This is a genomic window from Sarcina ventriculi, from assembly GCF_900456775.1.
Taxonomy (GTDB): domain Bacteria; phylum Bacillota; class Clostridia; order Clostridiales; family Clostridiaceae; genus Sarcina; species Sarcina ventriculi.
This window is the reverse complement of sequence record NZ_UAUL01000001.1, coordinates 52,151-70,858: the sequence shown is the minus strand read 5'-3', so window position 1 is coordinate 70,858 and position 18,708 is coordinate 52,151. Positions and strand designations below refer to the sequence as shown.

The window sequence follows — 18,708 nt, the reverse complement described above, 5'->3', positions numbered from 1 at the left end:
TGTTTGTGAAAGAAGTAGAAAAATATTTAAAGTCTAGGACAGGAAAGTATGGATTTTTCTTTGAGGATTTATATAGTGGTTATTCTTATGGATATAATGAAAACGTTAAATTAATTTCGGCAGGATGTATGAAATTACCAATAGCAGTAGCTCTTATGAAATGCGAAGAAGAGGGAAATATAGATTATTTACAAAAAATAAAGGTAAATAGTAGTGATAAAGTTTATGGAACTGGAATTATACATGAATTTGGCGAAAAAGAGTATACAGTTTTTGAACTTTTGGTGGCTATGCTAATTCAAAGTGATAATACAGCGGCAAATAAGATAATTGATATGGTGTCTATGGACAAGATTAATGAAACTATAAAGGAATTAGGAATGATTAATACTAAATTAAATAGAAAAACTGCAGATGAAAGAAATTACATTTCGGGTATAGAGAATTATACGTCTGCAAAAGATTTATGTATATTGTGGAAAAACTTATATAATAAAACTTACTTAAATGAAAATAACTCTCAAATGTTAATAGATATTCTAGCAAGGCAGCAAATAAAAAATAAATTGGCTTTGTATATTACAGATGATTATAAGTATGAAATATCTAGTAAAACTGGGGATAAAAAAGGTGTAGAAAATGATACTGCTTTAATACACACAAATAAAGGGGATTTCACATTTACAGTAATGTCATCTGATATTCCTAATTCGGTTTACGGAACTATAACATTAGCTAAAACAGGAAAAATGATTTGGGATAATATAATGAATAAGTGGAGTTGAATTAGATAATATGATAAAAACATGTTAAAATCATTTTGGAAGCTAACTAAAAGGAGAAAATGAGATGAAATACAAAGGAAAATTAAAAAAAAGAACAAAAATAATCATTAGTATTATAGTTGTTATTTGTATTGTTATGGGATTTGGATATTTTTATGTGAGATATGAAGAAAGCAAAATAAGTGCTTTAACCCTATGTAAGGAGCAAATAGATACAGATAGTACTATTTTAAATGAATTTATGACATCTGTTAATAATAATAATCAAGAGGAATATAGTACTTTAACAACTAATGAAATGAATTTAAATAATACATTTAAAAACATTGTTGAAGGTTGTAAGGATAATTTTGGAGAATTTAAATCGGCAACTTATGAAAAGGCAATAAGGTCTGGTGATTATGAAGTATTATTATTTAATTCGGATTTTACTAATAAGAGTAATGTTAAAATAATGTTGTCTTTAAATACTGATGGAAAGATTTCGGGCGTAAATTTTAAATAGAAATGTATTTGTTAAAAATAAAACTTGCTTAGATTAGTGAAAAATATGTCTTATACCATATATGATGTTAAATGCGTTATATATGGTTTTTTTATTTGGTGTTTTAAAATATTTTAAGGAAAATAATTGATATATTTTTACTTAATATTGCAAAGGAAAAAAATGAGTATTAAAATAATATTAATTTGTGCAATAAATGTTAAATTTAATATGTGGAATTAGGAGGTATATTATGGATTATAAATTGTCTAAAATTCAATCAGATGAGCTTTTTTCTAAACTTAAAAAAGATTATTTGATTCTCGCGCCAAAAGTTTTTAAAGGTGAGGGAAGATATAGTGATTTAGATAGTATAAGATATGGGGAAGTAAGTTCTTTTGAGGAAATTGAATTTGAAAGGAAATCTCATTATTCAGCAAAAGAGGTATTGTTACCTATAAATCATATAACTGAAGTTAAATATAATGGACAGTCTATGAAAATTAACAATGATAGTAAAAAAAGATTAATAGTTCTTCGTTCATGTGATATTCATGCGTTAAAGAGAATAGATAATAAATTTTTAAATGATGAGTATTATAGGGCAAGACGTGAAAATGTAAAATTTATGGTTATGGAATGTTCAAAATCTTTTGACACATGTTTTTGTGTAACTATGGGAACAAATCAGACAGAAGATTATTCTTTAGGAATAAGATTTTTAGATGATGGAATTTTAATAAAAAATAAGGATGATGATTTTAATAAGTATTTTGATGATGATATCCCAAAATATAAATTTGATATAAATTTTGTAAAGGAAAATGAAGTAAATGTAAATATTCCAGATATAAAAGAATGGGATAGAGAAACTTTATTGCAAGCGAAATCATTAAGCTTATGGGATGAATATAAAAAGCGTTGTATAGGTTGTGGAAGTTGTAATATGAGTTGTCCAACATGTACTTGTTTAACAACTAATGAAATTAAAAATGAAAATACAGGTGTAACTGAAATTAGAAGGATATGGAGTGGATGTCAGCTTGTTAAATCTGCATCTTTTAAAGATGGGAAAAAAATTTCTGATATAGTTCCAAAGAGGATAAGTCAGAGAGTTTTTGATAAATTTTATATGCCAAAATTAAAGACTTCTAATGAACAAATATGTGTTGGGTGTGGGCGTTGCACGGATAATTGTCCAAGGCTTATAAGTTTTTCAACAACTGTAAATAGATTTAGTCAAGAGTTAGATAAAATATATGTAGAAGAGGGATTAAAGTAAAAGAGATAAGAGGTGAATGAAATGAATAAAGATATAAATGTAGATGAATTACGCTCTAATTGTTATCGTCAATCAAAAATACCTGGAGAATTTATGCTTCAGTTAAGAGCACCAGGTGCTGTTATATCTACTAAATGTGTAGACATAGTTAAAGAAATAGCTGAAAAATATGGGGATGGAGAATTACATATAGGACCTAGGCAAACTCTTAATGTGCCTAAGATAAAATATGAAAATATAGATAAGGTAAATGAGTTAGTAGATGAATATATAAAATTAATTGAATTTGGTGAATGTGGTGTAGAAGAACTTAAGGAGAATAAAGGTGGATATCCAGCTATTGGAGTAAGAAATATAACTGCTTGCATGGGGGGAGACAGTTGTGTAAAGGCTAATATTAAAACTGCAGGGCTTGCTAAAAAAATAGAAAAAATATTATATCCAAGTGATTACAATATAAAAGTGAATATAACTGGATGTCCAAATGATTGTATAAAGGCATCATTAAGTGATTTTGGGATATTTGGTGTTACTCTTCCACAATATAATTATGAAAGATGCGTTGTTTGTGGTGGGTGTGTTAGAGCTTGTGAGAAGCAATCAACAGGTGCTTTAAAAGAAGTGAATGGAAGAATTGAAATTAGCAGAGACTTATGTATAGGTTGCGGGGCATGTACAGATGTATGTCCAACAAGGGCATTTACAAGATTTAAGAAACCTTTATATAGAGTTTCGATTGGAGGAAGGACAAGTAAAAAAGATCCAAGACTTGGAAAAATATTTTTAGAATATGTAGATGAAGAAGCTTTATTGGCAATGTTTAATAATTGGAAAATATTTTCAAGAAAGGTGTTGGGAGATACACCGATTTATCTTCATGGTGGACATTTGATGGATAGAGCGGGTTATAAAATGTTTAAAGAATTAATGCTTAAAGATGTTCCTTTAAATAAAGAGGCGAAAGTTGCCGAAAGATTGAACTGGGCTCCACAAGAATATAAAGCAAATATTAATGTTAAGCATGTATAAAGTAAATATCTAAATAGGAGGAGTGTTATGTTAAAGATAATTATAAATGGAAAAAGAATTAATGTTAGCGCAAACAAAACAATCTTAGAAGTTGCGAAAAAAAATAACATAGATATTGCTACATTGTGTTATTTAAAAGAGTGTGGACATGGTGATGTTTGTGGAGTATGTTTAGTGGAGGTTGAGGGCGAAAGTGAACTGGTTAGAGCTTGTTCTACTAAAGTTAAGGATGGAATGGTTATAAAAACTAAAAGTGAAAGGGTTCAAAAAGAAGTAAGACAAAGAGTTTCAGAACTTTTAGACGAGCATAATTATGATTGTGGACATTGTAAAAGAATTGGAAACTGTGAATTTTTTGAACTTGTAATAAGAGTTGGTGCTAAAAAGCATAAAAAAACTAATGTTATAAATGCTGTAGATTTAAGAAGTAAGTCTATAATTTATGATAAGTCAAAATGCTTAAGGTGTGGTAGATGTATAGAAGAATGCAAAAAAATGTCCGGAACAGAAACTATTAAGTTTAGGGAAATAGATGGAGAACTATTTGTAGGAGCGGAAGAATTAAAATGTTTTGATGATACAGGGTGTATATTGTGTGGACAATGTGTGTCTGTTTGTCCTGTTGATGCTTTGTCAGAAAAGTCTCATTTAGAAAGAGTTAAGGATGCTTTAAACGATAAAAACAAACATGTTTTGGTTGCTATGGCTCCATCTGTTAGAACAGCATTGGGTGAACTTTTGGGTGAAAAAATTGGAACAGATGTTACAGGAAAGGCTTATACAGCTTTAAGAATGCTTGGATTTGATAAAATATTTGATACTAATTTTGGAGCTGATATGACAATTATGGAAGAGGGAACAGAACTATTAGAAAGAATAAAAAACAATGGTCCATTTCCTATGTTTACATCATGTTGCCCAGGTTGGATAAGGCTTGTAGAGAATTATTATCCAGAGTTTTTAGATAATATATCTTCTGCTAAATCTCCAAATCAAATGTTTGGTGCGGCGTCTAAGACTTATTATCCTTTTATATCAAAAATAAGCCCTAAAGATGTATTTACTGTGTCAATAATGCCTTGTGTTGCTAAAAAATATGAAATTGATAGACCAGAAATGGTAAATAGGGGAGAAAAAAATATAGATGCATCTTTAACAACTAGAGAACTTGTAAATCTTATAAAAGAAAATCAAATAGACTTTAAGAACTTGAGTAATGGAGAAGTAGATTTGGCTATGGGAGATTATACTGGTGCTGGAACAATATTTGGAGCTACAGGTGGAGTTATGGAAGCTGCTTTAAGGACTGCTAAAGATTTAGCAGATGGAGTATCTTTAGAAAATGTTGAATACAAAGAAGTTAGAGGCTTAGAAGGAATAAAAGAAGCTACAGTAGAACTTGGAGGAAGAGAATATAATATAGCCGTAATAAATGGTGCAGCAAACTTTTTTAAATTTATGAATGAAGGGATTATAAATTCAAAACAATATCACTTTATAGAAGTTATGGCGTGTGTTGGTGGTTGCGTAAATGGTGGTGGACAACCTCAAGTATCTTCAAAGGTGAGAGATGAAATAAACTTTAGAAAACTTAGAGCATCCGTGTTATATAATCAAGATGCTAATCTTCTACCTTATAGAAAATCTCATAAGAATAAATCGCTTATAAAAATGTATGAAGATTATATAGGGAAGGTAGGGGGAGAAATCGCCCATGAACTTTTCCATGTATCATATAAAAACAATGATTAAATTACGTATTTTATTTTAGTTAAGAAAGTAGGTTTTAATTTTGGATGGTATAATTGTAAGAAGAAATGGGGAAGAAAAGTTTATAGCTAAAGGAAGAGTTAGACCATTTCAACTTAGGCTAGACCCATTTTTAAAGGTTTCTTTTGAAAGAAGAAAAATAGGGAAAAAGATGGTTAAGTGTAAGGTATATAAAAATAGATTTAAAATTTTCAAGAATGAATATATTACAAGTAAGGATGGGGAATATATACAAATACCTAAAAATTACATGGAACTAAAGCCAACTATTTTATCAGAAGCATTATTATATTTATATGTTTTAATACTAGTTGTTATAATAAGTATGGCATATACTTTATTAACACATAGTGGAGAAAATATAATAGTTGTTCTTATAAGTATGATAATTGGATTTCAGATTTTTGGGAGAATGAAAATAGAATATTATAAAGCAAAAAATTAATTGATGTAAGACTATAAAGTTTAAAAGATAAACGATATAGTCTTATTTTTAAGTTAAATATAGATTTCTTCTGTATTCTAAAGGTGTTTTATCATCATTAAGTTTTTTAAAAGCCATGGTAAAATAGCTTTGATTATTAAAGCCAACTTCAACCGCTATATCAAGAAGAGATAATTCTGTATTTTTGAGTAAAACTTTACTTTTTTCAATTCTTAAATTATTTAAAAATTGACTAAATGTCATATTTGTTTCTTTTTTAAATATATTGCAAAAATAACACTTGTTAAGTCCAAGATGCTTTGCAATTGATGTTAAAGTTATGTTTTGTTTATAAGATTTATGCATGTATTCGATAGCACGTCTAGTTGGAAGACTTAAACAGTGATTCTTTTTCAAAATATTATCTTCAATAACCATATCTAGTATTTTGCAAATATAATGAATTGATAGTTCACTTCTAAAAGCTAAATCATTATAACAAGTGTCAATTGTACTATAATTAGAATATTTAAATGGACCTATTAAAAAATAATATAAAGAATTATTTAACAGTTTGCTTTTAAATGCAATCTTTTCCTCAGAATTTAATTGTAATGTTGAGAATTCTAAAGAATCACCTTTTAAGGAGTTTATGTTTTTAGTTAAGTTTTTAAATTCACATGATAATAAAAATTCATTGCATACCCCAATAGATTTAACGAATTCTTTATTAGAATTTAAAGCTACTATAGGTATTTTAGTAATTGAAGAAAAAGTATCTAAAGATTTATATAAAATATTTTCAAAATTATTAGTCATAAAATAAATCCTTTCATCAATAATTGATAATAATTATTATTATCAATTATATTAAAACACAAAATTAATAATAAATAAAGATATTTTAACAGTAAACTAAAATATTTATAATAAATGATATAATTAATATATAAATATTATTTTTAGAGAGGAAAAAGACATGAATTTTTTTGAACTTGTTAATAAAAGGCAAAGTGATAGAGGTTATATAGATAAATTAGTAAGTAGGGATGATATAAAAAAAATAATAGAATGTGCAAGAGTTGCACCATCTGCGTGTAATTCGCAACCATGGACTTTTGTTGTAGTTGATGATAAAGATATCTGTGAAAAGATTGCTAAAAGTGTATATGATCCATTAATTGGAATAAATAAGTTTGCTTTGACAGCTCCTGTGTTTATAGCAATTGTTGCAGAAAAAAGAAATCTAACATCAGGTATTGGAGGGATTGTTAAAGGGGTTGATTATACATCAATTGATATAGGTATTGCTTCTGAACATATTTGTCTAGCAGCAACAGAACTTGGTCTTGGCACATGTATGATGGGATGGTTTAAGGAAAAACATATAAAGGAAGCTTTAAATATACCTAAGGGTAAAGAAATAAAGTTGGTAATTTCTTTAGGGTATGTACAAAATGAAAAAAACAGAAAAAAAGTAAGAAAAAACATTAATGAGATTTTAAAATTTAATAGTTATTAGATTTTAAAATTAATAAATCTTGTTATTCATTATATTTATATAATGAATAACATTAACAATATAAAGCGCAAATAAATGTGTAAATAAAATATATATTTTTCTATTTTCGTAACAATTGGTACGGAATTTTAAATGAAATTAAGATAACATAGTATATGTAATCAGTAGTAAAAATTAATTGCACAGCAATAGATAATAGATTTATAAAAATGCGAAAGGAGATATTAAGCTATGAATGCGATAGAAATAATGAATGATGAACATAAAAATATTACACGTATGCTTAAGGTTGTAAGGGCATGTTGCTATGAGGTTTTAAAAGGTGAAAAAATAAATTATGATGATTTTTACAAAATAGTAGAATTTATAACTGAATATGCTGATAAGCATCATCATAAAAAAGAAGAAGTTACGCTTTTTAATAAAATGGTAGAGCATTTAGGAACAGTTGCACAGAAGCTTGTTCAAAACGGTATGTTAGTAGAACATGATTTAGGAAGATTACATATAACACAATTGAAAGAAGCATTAGAGAATGTTAAAAATGGTGATGAAGAAGCAAAATTAGATGTATTAGCAAATGCAATTTCTTATACACATCTTTTAGAAAGGCATATAGATAAAGAAAATAATGTGGTTTATAAATATGCAGAAAGAGAATTAGACAAGAGTGTATTAGATTTGATAAATAAAGAATGTATAGAGTTTGAAGAAAAAAATAAAGATATAAAAGAAAAATATATATCATTATTAGAAGAGTTAGAAAAAAAGTATAAATAATAAAGGATTTAAGTAAGGAGTGTAAAAATTATGATAAATAAAGATATGACAATAGGGGAAATTATAGAAAACAATTCTAAAGCAGTAGATTTTTTAATGGGACTTGGCATGGGATGTTTAGGATGTCCATCAGCAAGAGTAGAGTCATTAGAACAAGCATGTAGTGTTCATGGATTAAATGTAGAAGAGGTATTAGAAAAATTAAATAATTTATAAACAAAATATTAATACTTTATAGTGTTGTAAAATTTAAAATACTGCATTAGCGATAATGTTGTTAGGTTAAGAAGAAATAAAAAAACATTGATAATTTAATTATCAATGTTTTTTTATTTCTAAACAATTTCTTTAAAATCGGTATCTATTTCCCAACATTCTGCTCCTTCTAAACCAGGAATAGTAGATGGGTCAAATATTGGGTCTTTTATGCCTTGTTTTTTTTGTGAGGTATAATCTTTTAAAGCTGCAAAAGCAAATTTACTCAAAAGAGTTATAGCTATTAAATTTAAAATTGCCATAAATCCCATAGATATGTCTGCAAGAGTCCAAACAATCTCTACACTTGTAACAGAACCGAATAAAATCATTACAATTACTAAAACTCTATATATGTTTAAAAATGATTTGTTATCTTTTATAAATTCTATATTAGATTGTCCATAATAAAAATTACCTACTATGGAACTAAAAGCAAATAAAAGAATGCAAAGTGCTATAAAATAAGTTCCAAATATACCTAAATGAGAAGCTAGAGCATTTTGTGTAAGTTCAATTCCAGTTAGATTACTATTTGCATAAGAACCAGATAGAAGTATTATAAATGCTGTACAGGAACAAATCACTAAAGTATCTGTGAAAACTCCTAAAGTTTGTATTAAACCTTGTTTAGCTGGATGAGATACATCAGCTGTAGCTGCAGCATTTGGAGCACTACCCATACCGGCTTCATTTGAAAATAGACCTCTTTTTACTCCATATAAAACAGTTGCGCCAAAACCTCCTGCTGTTACTTGTTTAAATCCAAAAGCATTTTCAAAGATAAGTTTAAAGACAGATGGAAGTTGAGAAATATTAGTAAGTATAACCCAAAATGCAACTAATATATAAGCTGTTGCAAGTATTGGAACTATAATTTCAGAAACTTTTGCTATCCTTTTAACGCCACCAAATATAATTAAAGATGTTAAAATTGCTATAATTATTCCAATGAATAATTTATTAAAGCCAAAAGCATTATTAAAAGCTGCTGATATTGTATTTGATTGAACTGCATTAAATATAAGCCCAAAACATATTGTTATAAGAATAGCAAAGGCTACGCCAAGCCATCTCTTTTTTAATCCCTTTTCCATATAGTAAGCAGGGCCACCTCTAAAAGAATCTTTATCTTTTACTTTATAAATTTGAGCTAGAGTACTTTCTATAAAGCTAGAGGCAGAACCTATTAAAGCTATAAGCCACATCCAAAATACTGCACCAGGACCTCCAAGGGCAATAGCTATTGCAACACCAGCAATATTACCTGTTCCAACCCTAGAAGCGGTACTTATACAAAAAGCTTGGAAGGATGAAATACTACCTTCTTTTTTATTGCTATTATCTCCTAAAAGTCTAAACATCTCTTTTATATACCGAAATTGAACGAATTTAGTTTTAAAAGAAAAATAAATTCCGACTATAAGTAAAAGTGCTATTAGAATGTATGTCCAAATAAAGTCGTTAACATTTGTAACTATGTTAGTCAATAAATCCATTTTAACCCCTCTCTTCCTTTATAATACAATTAAAGTTATAACTGACTTAATTGTATTATAAATATCAATAAAATGCAAGTAATAATTATTAAAAATTCATTTTATTATACTAAAAGTTAAAAATATGAAAAAAATATAAATAAAAACATTAAATTTATCTTAAACTGGGCAATAATATTTTAAAATAAAAAATGAATGAAATATAGTCAAAAAAATTATGCAAAATGAAATTTTTCTTTCAAAATCATGATAGCGATTGCTAAAAATTATAATAAATGTTAAAATATAAAACAAAATAATTATATATTTTTATATAGTTATTTTACATAAGTTTTAAAGGAGGAATTTTTATATGTTCAAAATTATGTTAATAAAGGTTGGAGGAAGAGAGGAGAATGCTCCAAAAGTACAAGAGATTTTAACTGATTATGGGACTATAATAGAAACAAGACTTGGACTTCATCAAAATGATGGCAATGAGAGTAAAGGACTTATAATATTAAGATTAGAAGCAGATAAAGAAGAAAGTATAAAAGAACTTTACGAAAAATTAGATGCATTGCACAATGTAGTTGTTACAGTTGTTGATATTTAAATTAATTAATATTAGTTGTTTGACAAAAGAAAAAAACTATGATAGTATGAATCCAATAAAAACATACCTTTAAGTAGATTCAGAGAGATCGATAAGGAAGTTATATAATTGAGATTATGCCGTAGATTACATAGATGTAGAGGTTATAACGTCTTCCTTAAGGTAGGAAGACGTTTTTTGTATAACTTTTCTTCTTTAAATTTAACACAGAGAGGTTAAAAAGGAGTGAACAATATGTTAAAAGGAAGACATTTAATAGATCCACAAGATTTTAAAGTGGAAGAACTAGAAGAAATTTTAGATTTAGCAAATAAAATAATAGCAAATCCAAGTAAGTACCAAGATTTATGCAAAGGTAAAATTTTGGCTACTCTTTTCTATGAACCAAGTACAAGAACAAGGCTTTCATTTGAAGCTGCTATGTTAAGACTTGGTGGTCAAGTAATTGGTTTTTCAGAGCCAAATTCAAGTTCTGTTTCAAAAGGAGAAAGTTTAAGTGATACTATTCAAATAGTAAGTGGTTATTCAGATATTATTGCAATAAGACATCCAAAAGAAGGTTCAGCAAAAGAAGCTTCAATTGCGTCTAGTGTTCCAGTTATAAATGCAGGGGATGGAGGACATCAACATCCAACTCAAACATTAACAGATCTTTTAACTATAAAAAATTTAAAAGGTAAATTACATGGAAATACAATAGCATTGTGTGGCGATTTAAAATTTGGAAGAACCGTGCATTCACTTATAAAGGCTTTATCAAGATATGAAAACAATAGATTTATTTTAATATCACCTAAAGAACTAAAATTACCAGATTATATAAAAAAAGATGTTTTAGATAAAAATAATATAGAGTATATAGAGATAGAAAGTCTAGAAGAAGGAATAAAAAATTCTGATATATTATATATGACAAGAATTCAAAAGGAAAGATTTGAAAATCAAGATGAATATGAAAGGCTTAAAGATGTTTATATTCTAAATGAAGAAAAAATGAAATTAGCAAAAATGGATACAATAGTTATGCATCCACTTCCAAGAGTAAATGAAATTGATGTTAAGGTAGATGAAGATAATAGAGCATGTTACTTTAAACAAGCACGTTTTGGGATGTATGTAAGAATGGCATTAATTGTTAAACTTTTAGGAGGTAAGTAAGATGAATTTACTTATTAAAAATGCTAATATAATAGATTTAAGTCATAATTTTTATGGCGATTTATATATAGAAGATGGTTTAATAAAAGAAATAGGGAAAGATTTAGAAAAAAATTGTGAAATAATAGATGCTAAAGGATTAACTTTAATGCCTTCATTTATAGATACTCATGTTCATTTTAGAGATCCTGGTTTTACTCACAAAGAGGATATTGAAACAGGTTCAAAAGCAGCAGTTAGAGGTGGATATACAACAGTTGTTTTAATGCCAAATACAAAGCCAACTTGTAGTTCTTTAGAAACATTTAATTATGTAATAGAGAAGACAAAAGAGATAGGACTTGTAGATGCATATCCAGTTGTGACTATAACTAAAGATTTAAATGGAGAAGATTTAAGTCATCTAGAAAGTTTTATTGGAAATAAAAATGTTAAAGCAATTTCAGATGATGGAAGAGGCGTTAATAATTCTAAAGTTATGTTAGATGCTATGAATATAGCGAAAAAAAATAAATGGATAGTTATGTCGCATGCTGAAAGTGAGGAGTTTTCTAAGATAGATATGAGACTTGCTGAAAATATGATGACTTCAAGGGATGTGGAGCTTGCAAAGTACACAGGATGTAGACTTCATATGGCGCATGTTAGCACGATAGAAGCTATGAAATATATAATAGAGGGAAAAAAATCAGGAGCTAACATAACTTGTGAAGTTACTCCTCACCACATAGGATTAGATAATACAAAAAGTAATTATAGAGTAAATCCTCCTATAAGAGATAAAGAAGATGTAAGATTTTTAATAGATGCTATAAAACTTGGATATGTTGATTGTATAGGAACAGATCACGCTCCTCATACTGATGAAGAAAAGGATAAAGGTTCTCCAGGAATGACTGGAATAGAACTTGCATTTCAGATATGTTATACGGTATTAGTTAAAAACAATGGATTAAGTTTAAATGATTTAAGTAGAATTATGAGTTATAATCCAGGAAAGATTTTAGGTTTAAATACAGGAAAACTTGAAATAGGATTTAATGGAGATTTAGTCTTAGTAGATTTAAATAAAAAGATAAAAATAGATAGAGAAAAACTAGTATCAAAGAGTAAAAACACACCGTTTCATGGAGAAGATGTTTATGGAAATGTAGTTTTAACTATAAAGGGCGGAAAAATAGTATATAAAGGTGAATTTTAGGAGGATTATAAAATGATAGCTGATAAGTTATATGATAGAGTTGAAAAAAATGGAGTAGTTTGTGTAGGATTAGATACTAATTTATCTTATATACCAGAAGAATTTAAAGCTAAATTTACAAATGAAGAGGATATGATTTTTAACTTCAATAAAGAAATAATTGATGCAACATTAGATGTTTCAGCTTGTTTTAAAGTTCAAATAGCTTATTATGAAGCATTGGGTATGAAAGGTCTTACGGCTTATAAAAAAACATTGAAATATTTAAGAGAGAAAGATGCCGTTATAATAGCTGATATAAAAAGAGGGGATATAGCTGCTACGGCTTCAATGTATGCTAAGGCTCATTTTGAGGGAGATTTTGAGAGTGATTTTATAACTCTTAATCCATATATGGGGATGGATAGTATAGAACCATATCTTCCTTATGTTGAAAAGAATAACAAAGGATTGTTTGTTTTAGTTAGAACTTCAAATGATGGTGCTAAAGATATAGAATATATAGAAACAAAAGATAAGAATAGAGTGTATGAAGTTGTTGGCGAAAAAGTGCATGAAATAGGAAAAAAATTTTTAGGGAAACATGGTTATAGCTCAATTGGTGGAGTTATGGGATGTACACATGTTGAGGAAGCAATAAAAATGAGAGAAAAGTTAAATACAATGATGTTTTTAATACCAGGTTACGGCGCACAAGGTGGAACAGCATCTGATGTTGCTATGTATTTAAAAAATGGAAATGGTGGAGTTGTAAATTCATCAAGAAAGATTCTTTTAGCCCATAAAGCAATGGAAGATTCTAAACATTTCGCAGAGTGTTCAAGAAAAGAAGCAGTAGTTATGAGAGATGCTATAAAAAATGCAATTTTAGAATTAAAATAACGAAGAATAAAGGGAGCTAAAGAATATGAAAATGGATTACTTAAAGTCTGAAGTTAAAGAAAATGTGGAAATATGTAACGGAATTTATTCATTAAAAGTTATTCATGATACTATTGTTAAGCCGGGGCAATTTTACATGTTAAAGCCTAAAACAGCTTTTTTAGGAAGACCAATTAGTGTGTGTGAAGTTAATGGAAATGAAATAACTTTTGTATATGCGGTAGTTGGAAAGGGAACAGAAGAATTTAAAACTTTAAGAAATGGAGATATTATAGAGATTGTAGGACCTCTTGGAAATGGATTTGATACAAGTAAAGATTATGGAAAGGTAGCATTAGTTGGTGGAGGAATAGGTGTTGCACCACTTGTTGAACTTTCTAAGGCTCTTAGAAAAAATAATGAAGATATAAAAATGGATTTTTATGGGGGTTATAGAGATGATGTTTATCTACAAGATGTTTTATTAAAGTATGTAGATGAGATAAGACTTTCAACTAACTCAGGAAAATATGGGCATAAAGGATTTATAACAGATATATTAGAGCTTTCAAAGTATGATACAGTTTTGTGTTGTGGACCGTCTGTAATGATGGAAAAAGTAGTTTCAATGTGCAAGGAAAAAGGAATTAATGTTTATGTATCTATGGAAAAACATATGGCTTGTGGTGTTGGCGCTTGTTTAGTTTGTACATGTAAAACAAAATCAGGAAATAAAAGAACTTGCAAAGATGGTCCGGTATTTAACGGATTTGATGTTGAGTTTTAATTTGGAGGATAGACATATGTTAAAAGTTAATATAAGTGGTGTAGATTTTAAGAATCCAGTCATTGCAGCTTCAGGTACATTTGGATTTGGAAGTGAATATAACGAATTTTATGATGTAGGAATTTTAGGTGGGATAAGTTCAAAAGGTCTTACTCTTTTAGAGAAACAAGGCAATGATGGGATTAGGATATTTGAAACCCCACAAGGAATAATGAACTCAGTAGGTCTTCAAAATCCAGGAATAGATGCATTTATTGAAAGTGAACTTCCTAAGATGAGGAAATTTGGGAATGTGGTAATTGCCAATATTGGTGGTGCTACAATTGAAGATTATGAAAAGTCCGTGTCTAAAATAGATAAAACAGATGTGGATATGATAGAACTTAACATATCATGTCCTAATGTAAAATCAGGAGGAATGGCTTTTGGAATAAAAAGTGACGTAGCATACGAAGTTGTATCAAAGGTTAGAAAAGTTACAACAAAGCCATTAATGGTAAAATTATCTCCAAATGCAGAAGATATAACATCTATGGCAAAGGCTTGTGAAAGAGCTGGAGCTGATTCGATATCGCTTATAAATACATTAAAAGCTATGGCGGTAGATGTAAACTCTAAAAAAGCAGTATTTAATAATATAACAGCAGGGCTTTCAGGTCCAGCTATAAAACCTGTAGCTCTTAGAATGGTCTACGAAGTTGTAAAATCTGTTGATATACCAGTAGTGGGTCTTGGAGGAATAATGACTTGGCAAGATGCATTGGAATTTTTAATGGTAGGTGCAACTGGAGTTCAAATCGGAACAGTGAATTTTGTAAATCCTAGAGCTGGAATTGAAATTGTAAAAGGATTAGAAGATTACTGTAAAAGAGAAGGATTAAAGAGCATAAATGAAATTATAGGATGTATTAAATAAGATATATAATATAGAAAATAAATGATAAAAAGATATTTAGGAGGACATAAAAATGGTTATAGAAACATTAAAAGAAGTTGGAGCATTACTTGAAGGGCATTTTTTACTATCATCAGGAAGACATTCAAATAGATATTGTCAATGTGCAAAATTACTTCAACATCCAGACAAAGCTGCTAAGGTTTTAGAAGTTGTAGCTGATAAGATAAGAGAAAATAACATAGAGTGTGATTTAGTTGTAGGACCTGCAATGGGAGGAGTTGTAGTTGCTTACGAACTTGGAAGGCAACTTGGAAAAACTGCAATATTTACTGAAAGAGTAGATGGGGAAATGACTCTAAGAAGAGGGTTTGAAATAAAAAAAGGACAAAGAGTTATAATTACTGAGGATGTTGTAACAACAGGAAAAAGTTTTAAAGAGGCTGCTAAGGTTATAGAGGAGCACGGTGGAGTTGTTGTATCAGTAATTTGTATAGTTGATAGAACATCAGGAAAAGTTACTGATTTTCCAATGTTTAGTGCAATAAAGCTTGATATAGAAAGCTATGACCCAGAAGATTGTCCTTTATGCAAAGAAGGGAAAATACCTTACGTAAAACCAGGTAGTAGAAATATAAAATAATTTTTAAAATTACATTAGAGTGTGTATTTAGTAATAGTGGAGACATAGATTAAGGAGTAATAAAGGTTCTAATCTATGTCTTTTTATATATAAATATTATTGAGTATGTAAATATATATAAAAAAATTAAATAATAATTTAACAAAGTATTAATTAATTTTTAAATATATTGATTAAAAAATAATAATAAATTATACTTTTCACAAAGGTGCAAATTAAATGCACATTAATAAAAAATAAATATTAAAATCTAAAATATTTATAAAATATATTATTAATATAAAAAAATAGATATCTTTACAAAAATAGTATATTATGATAATATCATAGTATCGTAATGAAATTATTCTTTTTAAATTAATAAATTTCGTTAAAATTATGACAAATATTAGTATTTATAATTTGTCTTAGGGGAGGATTTTTTAATGTTTAAACAATGGGAAGGCTTTAATAAAGGCGCTTGGTCAGAAGGAATAGACGTAAGAAATTTTATACAAAAAAATTATACAGCTTATGAAGGGGATAAAAGTTTCTTAGTAGGACCTACTGAAAAAACTCAAAAAGTTTTTGATAAGGTACAAGCTTTGATAGTTGAAGAAATAAAAAAAGGTATTATAGATGTTTCAACTGATAGAGTTTCAGGAATAGATAACTATGATGCTGGTTATATAGATAAAGATAATGAAATTATAGTAGGTTTACAAACTGATGCACCTCTTAAGAGAATTGTAAATCCATTTGGCGGAATGAGAATGGTTGAAACATCTTTAAAAGAGTATGGATTTAAAATGGATGATGAAATAAGAAGTCATTTCAATTCATATAGAAAAACTCATAATCAAGGTGTTTTCCATGCCTATACTAAGGAAACAAGAGCTGCAAGATCTGCTGGGCTTTTAACAGGTCTTCCAGATGCATATGGTAGAGGTAGAATAATAGGTGATTATAGAAGAATAGCTCTTTATGGTATAGATTATCTAATAAATGAAAAACAAAAAGATTATGATAATATAGAAGCTGCAACAGTAGAAGAAACTATAAGGTCAAGAGAAGAAGTTAGCATGCAAATAGAGGCTTTAAATGCTATAAAATCAATGGCAAATAGATATGGATATGATATATCAAGCCCTGCTACAAATGCTAGAGAAGCAGTTCAATGGTTGTATTTTGGATATTTAGCTGCAGTAAAAGAAAACAATGGTGCAGCAATGTCATTTGGCAGAACTTCTACTTTCTTAGATATATATATAGAAAGAGATTTAAAAAATGGAGTTTTAACTGAGAGTGAAGCACAAGAGCTTGTAGATCAATTAATAATAAAGTTAAGGCTTGTAAGACATTTAAGAACTCCAGAATATAATGAATTATTTGCAGGAGATCCAACTTGGGTAACTGAATCAATCGGTGGTATGGGCGTAAATGGAAAACCATTAGTTACTAAAAATTCATTTAGATATCTTCAAACATTAGTAAATTTAAGTCCAGCACCAGAACCAAACCTTACTGTTTTATGGTCTGATAGATTGCCAAAAGGCTTTAAAGATTTCTGTTCAGAGATATCAATAAAAACTGATTCTATTCAATATGAAAATGATGAAGTTATGAGACCTATGTATGGAGATGATTATGCAATAGCATGTTGTGTTTCTGCAATGCAAGTTGGAAAACAAATGCAATTCTTTGGAGCTAGAACAAATCTTGCAAAAGCACTTTTATACACTATAAATGGTGGAATAGATGAAAAATCAGGAAAAGTTGTAATAAAAGGATTAAAGCCAATAACTGATGAAGTTCTAGATTATAAATCATTAAAAGAGAATTATTATAAAGTTTTAGAGTATGTTGCAAATCTTTATGTAGATACAATGAATGTAATTCATTTTATGCATGATAAGTATGCTTATGAAGCTGGTCAAATGGCTCTTCATGATACAAAGGTTGGAAGACTTATGGCGTTTGGAATCGCAGGGCTTTCAGTTGTTGCTGACTCATTAAGTGCAGTAAAGTATGCTAAAGTTAAACCGATTAGAAATGAAAATGGTATAGCTGTTGATTTTGAAATAGAAGGAGATTTCCCTAAATACGGAAATGATGATGATAGAGTTGATGATATAGCTGTTGATGTTGTTAAGAAGTTCTCAAGTGAGCTTAAGAAGCATCCACTATATAGAAATGCTAAGCACACATTATCAGTGTTGACTATAACTTCAAATGTTGTTTATGGTAAGAAGACAGGTTCAACTCCAGATGGAAGAAAAGCAGGTGAAGCTTTTGCGCCAGGAGCTAATCCTATGCATGGAAGAGATAATAGTGGAGCATTAGCTAGTTTAAATTCAGTTGCTAAAATACCATATTGTGAAGTTTGTGAAGATGGTGTGTCTAATACATTTTCAATAGTTCCAGATGCTTTAGGAAAAAGTGAAGAAGAAAGGGTTAATAATCTTTCAGCACTTTTAGATGGGTATTTTAAACAAGGTGCACATCATTTAAATGTTAATGTATTTAACAGAGAAACATTAATAGATGCTATGGAAAATCCTGAAAAATATCCAACTTTAACAATTAGAGTTTCAGGATATGCAGTTAATTTTACAAGACTTACTAGAAATCAACAATTAGAGGTTATAAGCAGAACATTCCATACTTCAAGATAGTTTAATTTATAGAGTATAATAGATTGATGTAAAAATAAAAGGGCTGTGTTAAAAGCTTAAATGATATTTAAATTTATGTAAAAG

Annotated in this window: 19 protein-coding genes; 17 read left to right on the top strand and 2 right to left on the bottom strand. The window is 28.6% G+C overall.

From position 1 onward, the window contains the following. Positions 1–5: 5 nt before the first annotated feature. From DR020_RS00335 to DR020_RS00310, 6 genes are all read left to right on the top strand, one after another. A complete protein-coding gene (locus tag DR020_RS00335; RefSeq protein ID WP_112364937.1) occupies positions 6–785 on the top strand; it encodes a serine hydrolase in 780 nt (259 codons plus the stop codon). Positions 786–849: 64 nt separating this feature from the next. Beyond that, on the top strand, positions 850–1,290 hold the full coding sequence (locus tag DR020_RS00330) for a hypothetical protein (RefSeq protein ID WP_055257846.1): 441 nt from the start codon (positions 850–852) through the stop codon (positions 1,288–1,290). A 232-nt stretch (positions 1,291–1,522) separates the two neighbouring features. Beyond that, entirely contained in the window at positions 1,523–2,551 is a 1,029-nt protein-coding gene (locus DR020_RS00325; RefSeq protein WP_160110424.1) for a 4Fe-4S dicluster domain-containing protein, read from the top strand. Positions 2,552–2,572: 21 nt separating this feature from the next. Then, positions 2,573–3,580 carry a sulfite reductase subunit C gene (gene asrC / locus DR020_RS00320; RefSeq protein WP_055257842.1) on the top strand — a complete coding sequence of 336 codons (1,008 nt, stop codon included), beginning with the start codon at positions 2,573–2,575 and terminating at the stop codon, positions 3,578–3,580. A 27-nt stretch (positions 3,581–3,607) separates the two neighbouring features. Continuing rightward, on the top strand, positions 3,608–5,332 hold the full coding sequence (locus tag DR020_RS00315) for a ferredoxin hydrogenase (RefSeq protein WP_112364935.1): 1,725 nt from the start codon (positions 3,608–3,610) through the stop codon (positions 5,330–5,332). A gap of 40 nt (positions 5,333–5,372) precedes the next feature. Then, a complete protein-coding gene (locus DR020_RS00310; protein WP_055257837.1) occupies positions 5,373–5,795 on the top strand; it encodes a hypothetical protein in 423 nt (140 codons plus the stop codon). A gap of 48 nt (positions 5,796–5,843) precedes the next feature. Here the strand turns inward: DR020_RS00310 and DR020_RS00305 are convergent, their stop codons facing one another. Next, positions 5,844–6,593, bottom strand: a complete 750-nt coding sequence (locus tag DR020_RS00305; RefSeq protein ID WP_055257835.1) for a helix-turn-helix domain-containing protein — start codon at positions 6,591–6,593, stop codon at positions 5,844–5,846. 160 nt (positions 6,594–6,753) lie between these two features. On the opposite strand from DR020_RS00305, the gene DR020_RS00300 reads away from it, so the two are divergent. The 3 genes from DR020_RS00300 (at position 6,754) to DR020_RS00290 (ending at position 8,292) form a co-directional block, all read left to right on the top strand. Then, positions 6,754–7,296, top strand: a complete 543-nt coding sequence (locus DR020_RS00300; protein WP_112364934.1) for a nitroreductase family protein — start codon at positions 6,754–6,756, stop codon at positions 7,294–7,296. A gap of 231 nt (positions 7,297–7,527) precedes the next feature. Next, positions 7,528–8,076 (top strand): hemerythrin domain-containing protein, encoded by a 549-nt coding sequence (locus tag DR020_RS00295; RefSeq protein ID WP_112364933.1) that lies wholly within the window; start codon positions 7,528–7,530, stop codon positions 8,074–8,076. A gap of 30 nt (positions 8,077–8,106) precedes the next feature. Next, entirely contained in the window at positions 8,107–8,292 is a 186-nt protein-coding gene (locus DR020_RS00290; protein WP_055257829.1) for a DUF1858 domain-containing protein, read from the top strand. 119 nt (positions 8,293–8,411) lie between these two features. Here the strand turns inward: DR020_RS00290 and DR020_RS00285 are convergent, their stop codons facing one another. Continuing rightward, positions 8,412–9,830, bottom strand: a complete 1,419-nt coding sequence (locus DR020_RS00285; protein WP_112364932.1) for an alanine/glycine:cation symporter family protein — start codon at positions 9,828–9,830, stop codon at positions 8,412–8,414. A gap of 352 nt (positions 9,831–10,182) precedes the next feature. Between DR020_RS00285 and DR020_RS00280 the strand changes: the two genes are divergently transcribed. The 8 genes from DR020_RS00280 (at position 10,183) to pflB (ending at position 18,624) form a co-directional block, all read left to right on the top strand. Beyond that, on the top strand, positions 10,183–10,425 hold the full coding sequence (locus DR020_RS00280; RefSeq protein ID WP_055257824.1) for a hypothetical protein: 243 nt from the start codon (positions 10,183–10,185) through the stop codon (positions 10,423–10,425). 234 nt (positions 10,426–10,659) lie between these two features. Further along, positions 10,660–11,583 (top strand): aspartate carbamoyltransferase, encoded by a 924-nt coding sequence (gene pyrB / locus DR020_RS00275; RefSeq protein WP_055257822.1) that lies wholly within the window; start codon positions 10,660–10,662, stop codon positions 11,581–11,583. Position 11,584: 1 nt separating this feature from the next. Further along, a complete protein-coding gene (locus DR020_RS00270; protein ID WP_055257820.1) occupies positions 11,585–12,784 on the top strand; it encodes a dihydroorotase in 1,200 nt (399 codons plus the stop codon). 12 nt (positions 12,785–12,796) lie between these two features. After that, a complete protein-coding gene (gene pyrF / locus DR020_RS00265) occupies positions 12,797–13,666 on the top strand; it encodes an orotidine-5'-phosphate decarboxylase (RefSeq protein ID WP_055257818.1) in 870 nt (289 codons plus the stop codon). A gap of 25 nt (positions 13,667–13,691) precedes the next feature. Beyond that, positions 13,692–14,432: a dihydroorotate dehydrogenase electron transfer subunit gene (locus DR020_RS00260; protein ID WP_112364931.1), complete on the top strand. Its 741-nt coding sequence runs from the start codon at positions 13,692–13,694 to the stop codon at positions 14,430–14,432. 16 nt (positions 14,433–14,448) lie between these two features. After that, the gene (locus DR020_RS00255; protein ID WP_112364930.1) at positions 14,449–15,348 is read left to right on the top strand and encodes a dihydroorotate dehydrogenase; all 900 of its coding nucleotides are present in this window, start codon (positions 14,449–14,451) and stop codon (positions 15,346–15,348) included. A 52-nt stretch (positions 15,349–15,400) separates the two neighbouring features. Further along, on the top strand, positions 15,401–15,970 hold the full coding sequence (pyrE, locus tag DR020_RS00250) for an orotate phosphoribosyltransferase (RefSeq protein ID WP_112364929.1): 570 nt from the start codon (positions 15,401–15,403) through the stop codon (positions 15,968–15,970). A gap of 425 nt (positions 15,971–16,395) precedes the next feature. Continuing rightward, positions 16,396–18,624, top strand: coding sequence for a formate C-acetyltransferase (pflB, locus tag DR020_RS00245; protein ID WP_055257810.1), 2,229 nt, complete (start codon positions 16,396–16,398; stop codon positions 18,622–18,624). Positions 18,625–18,708: the final 84 nt, after the last annotated feature.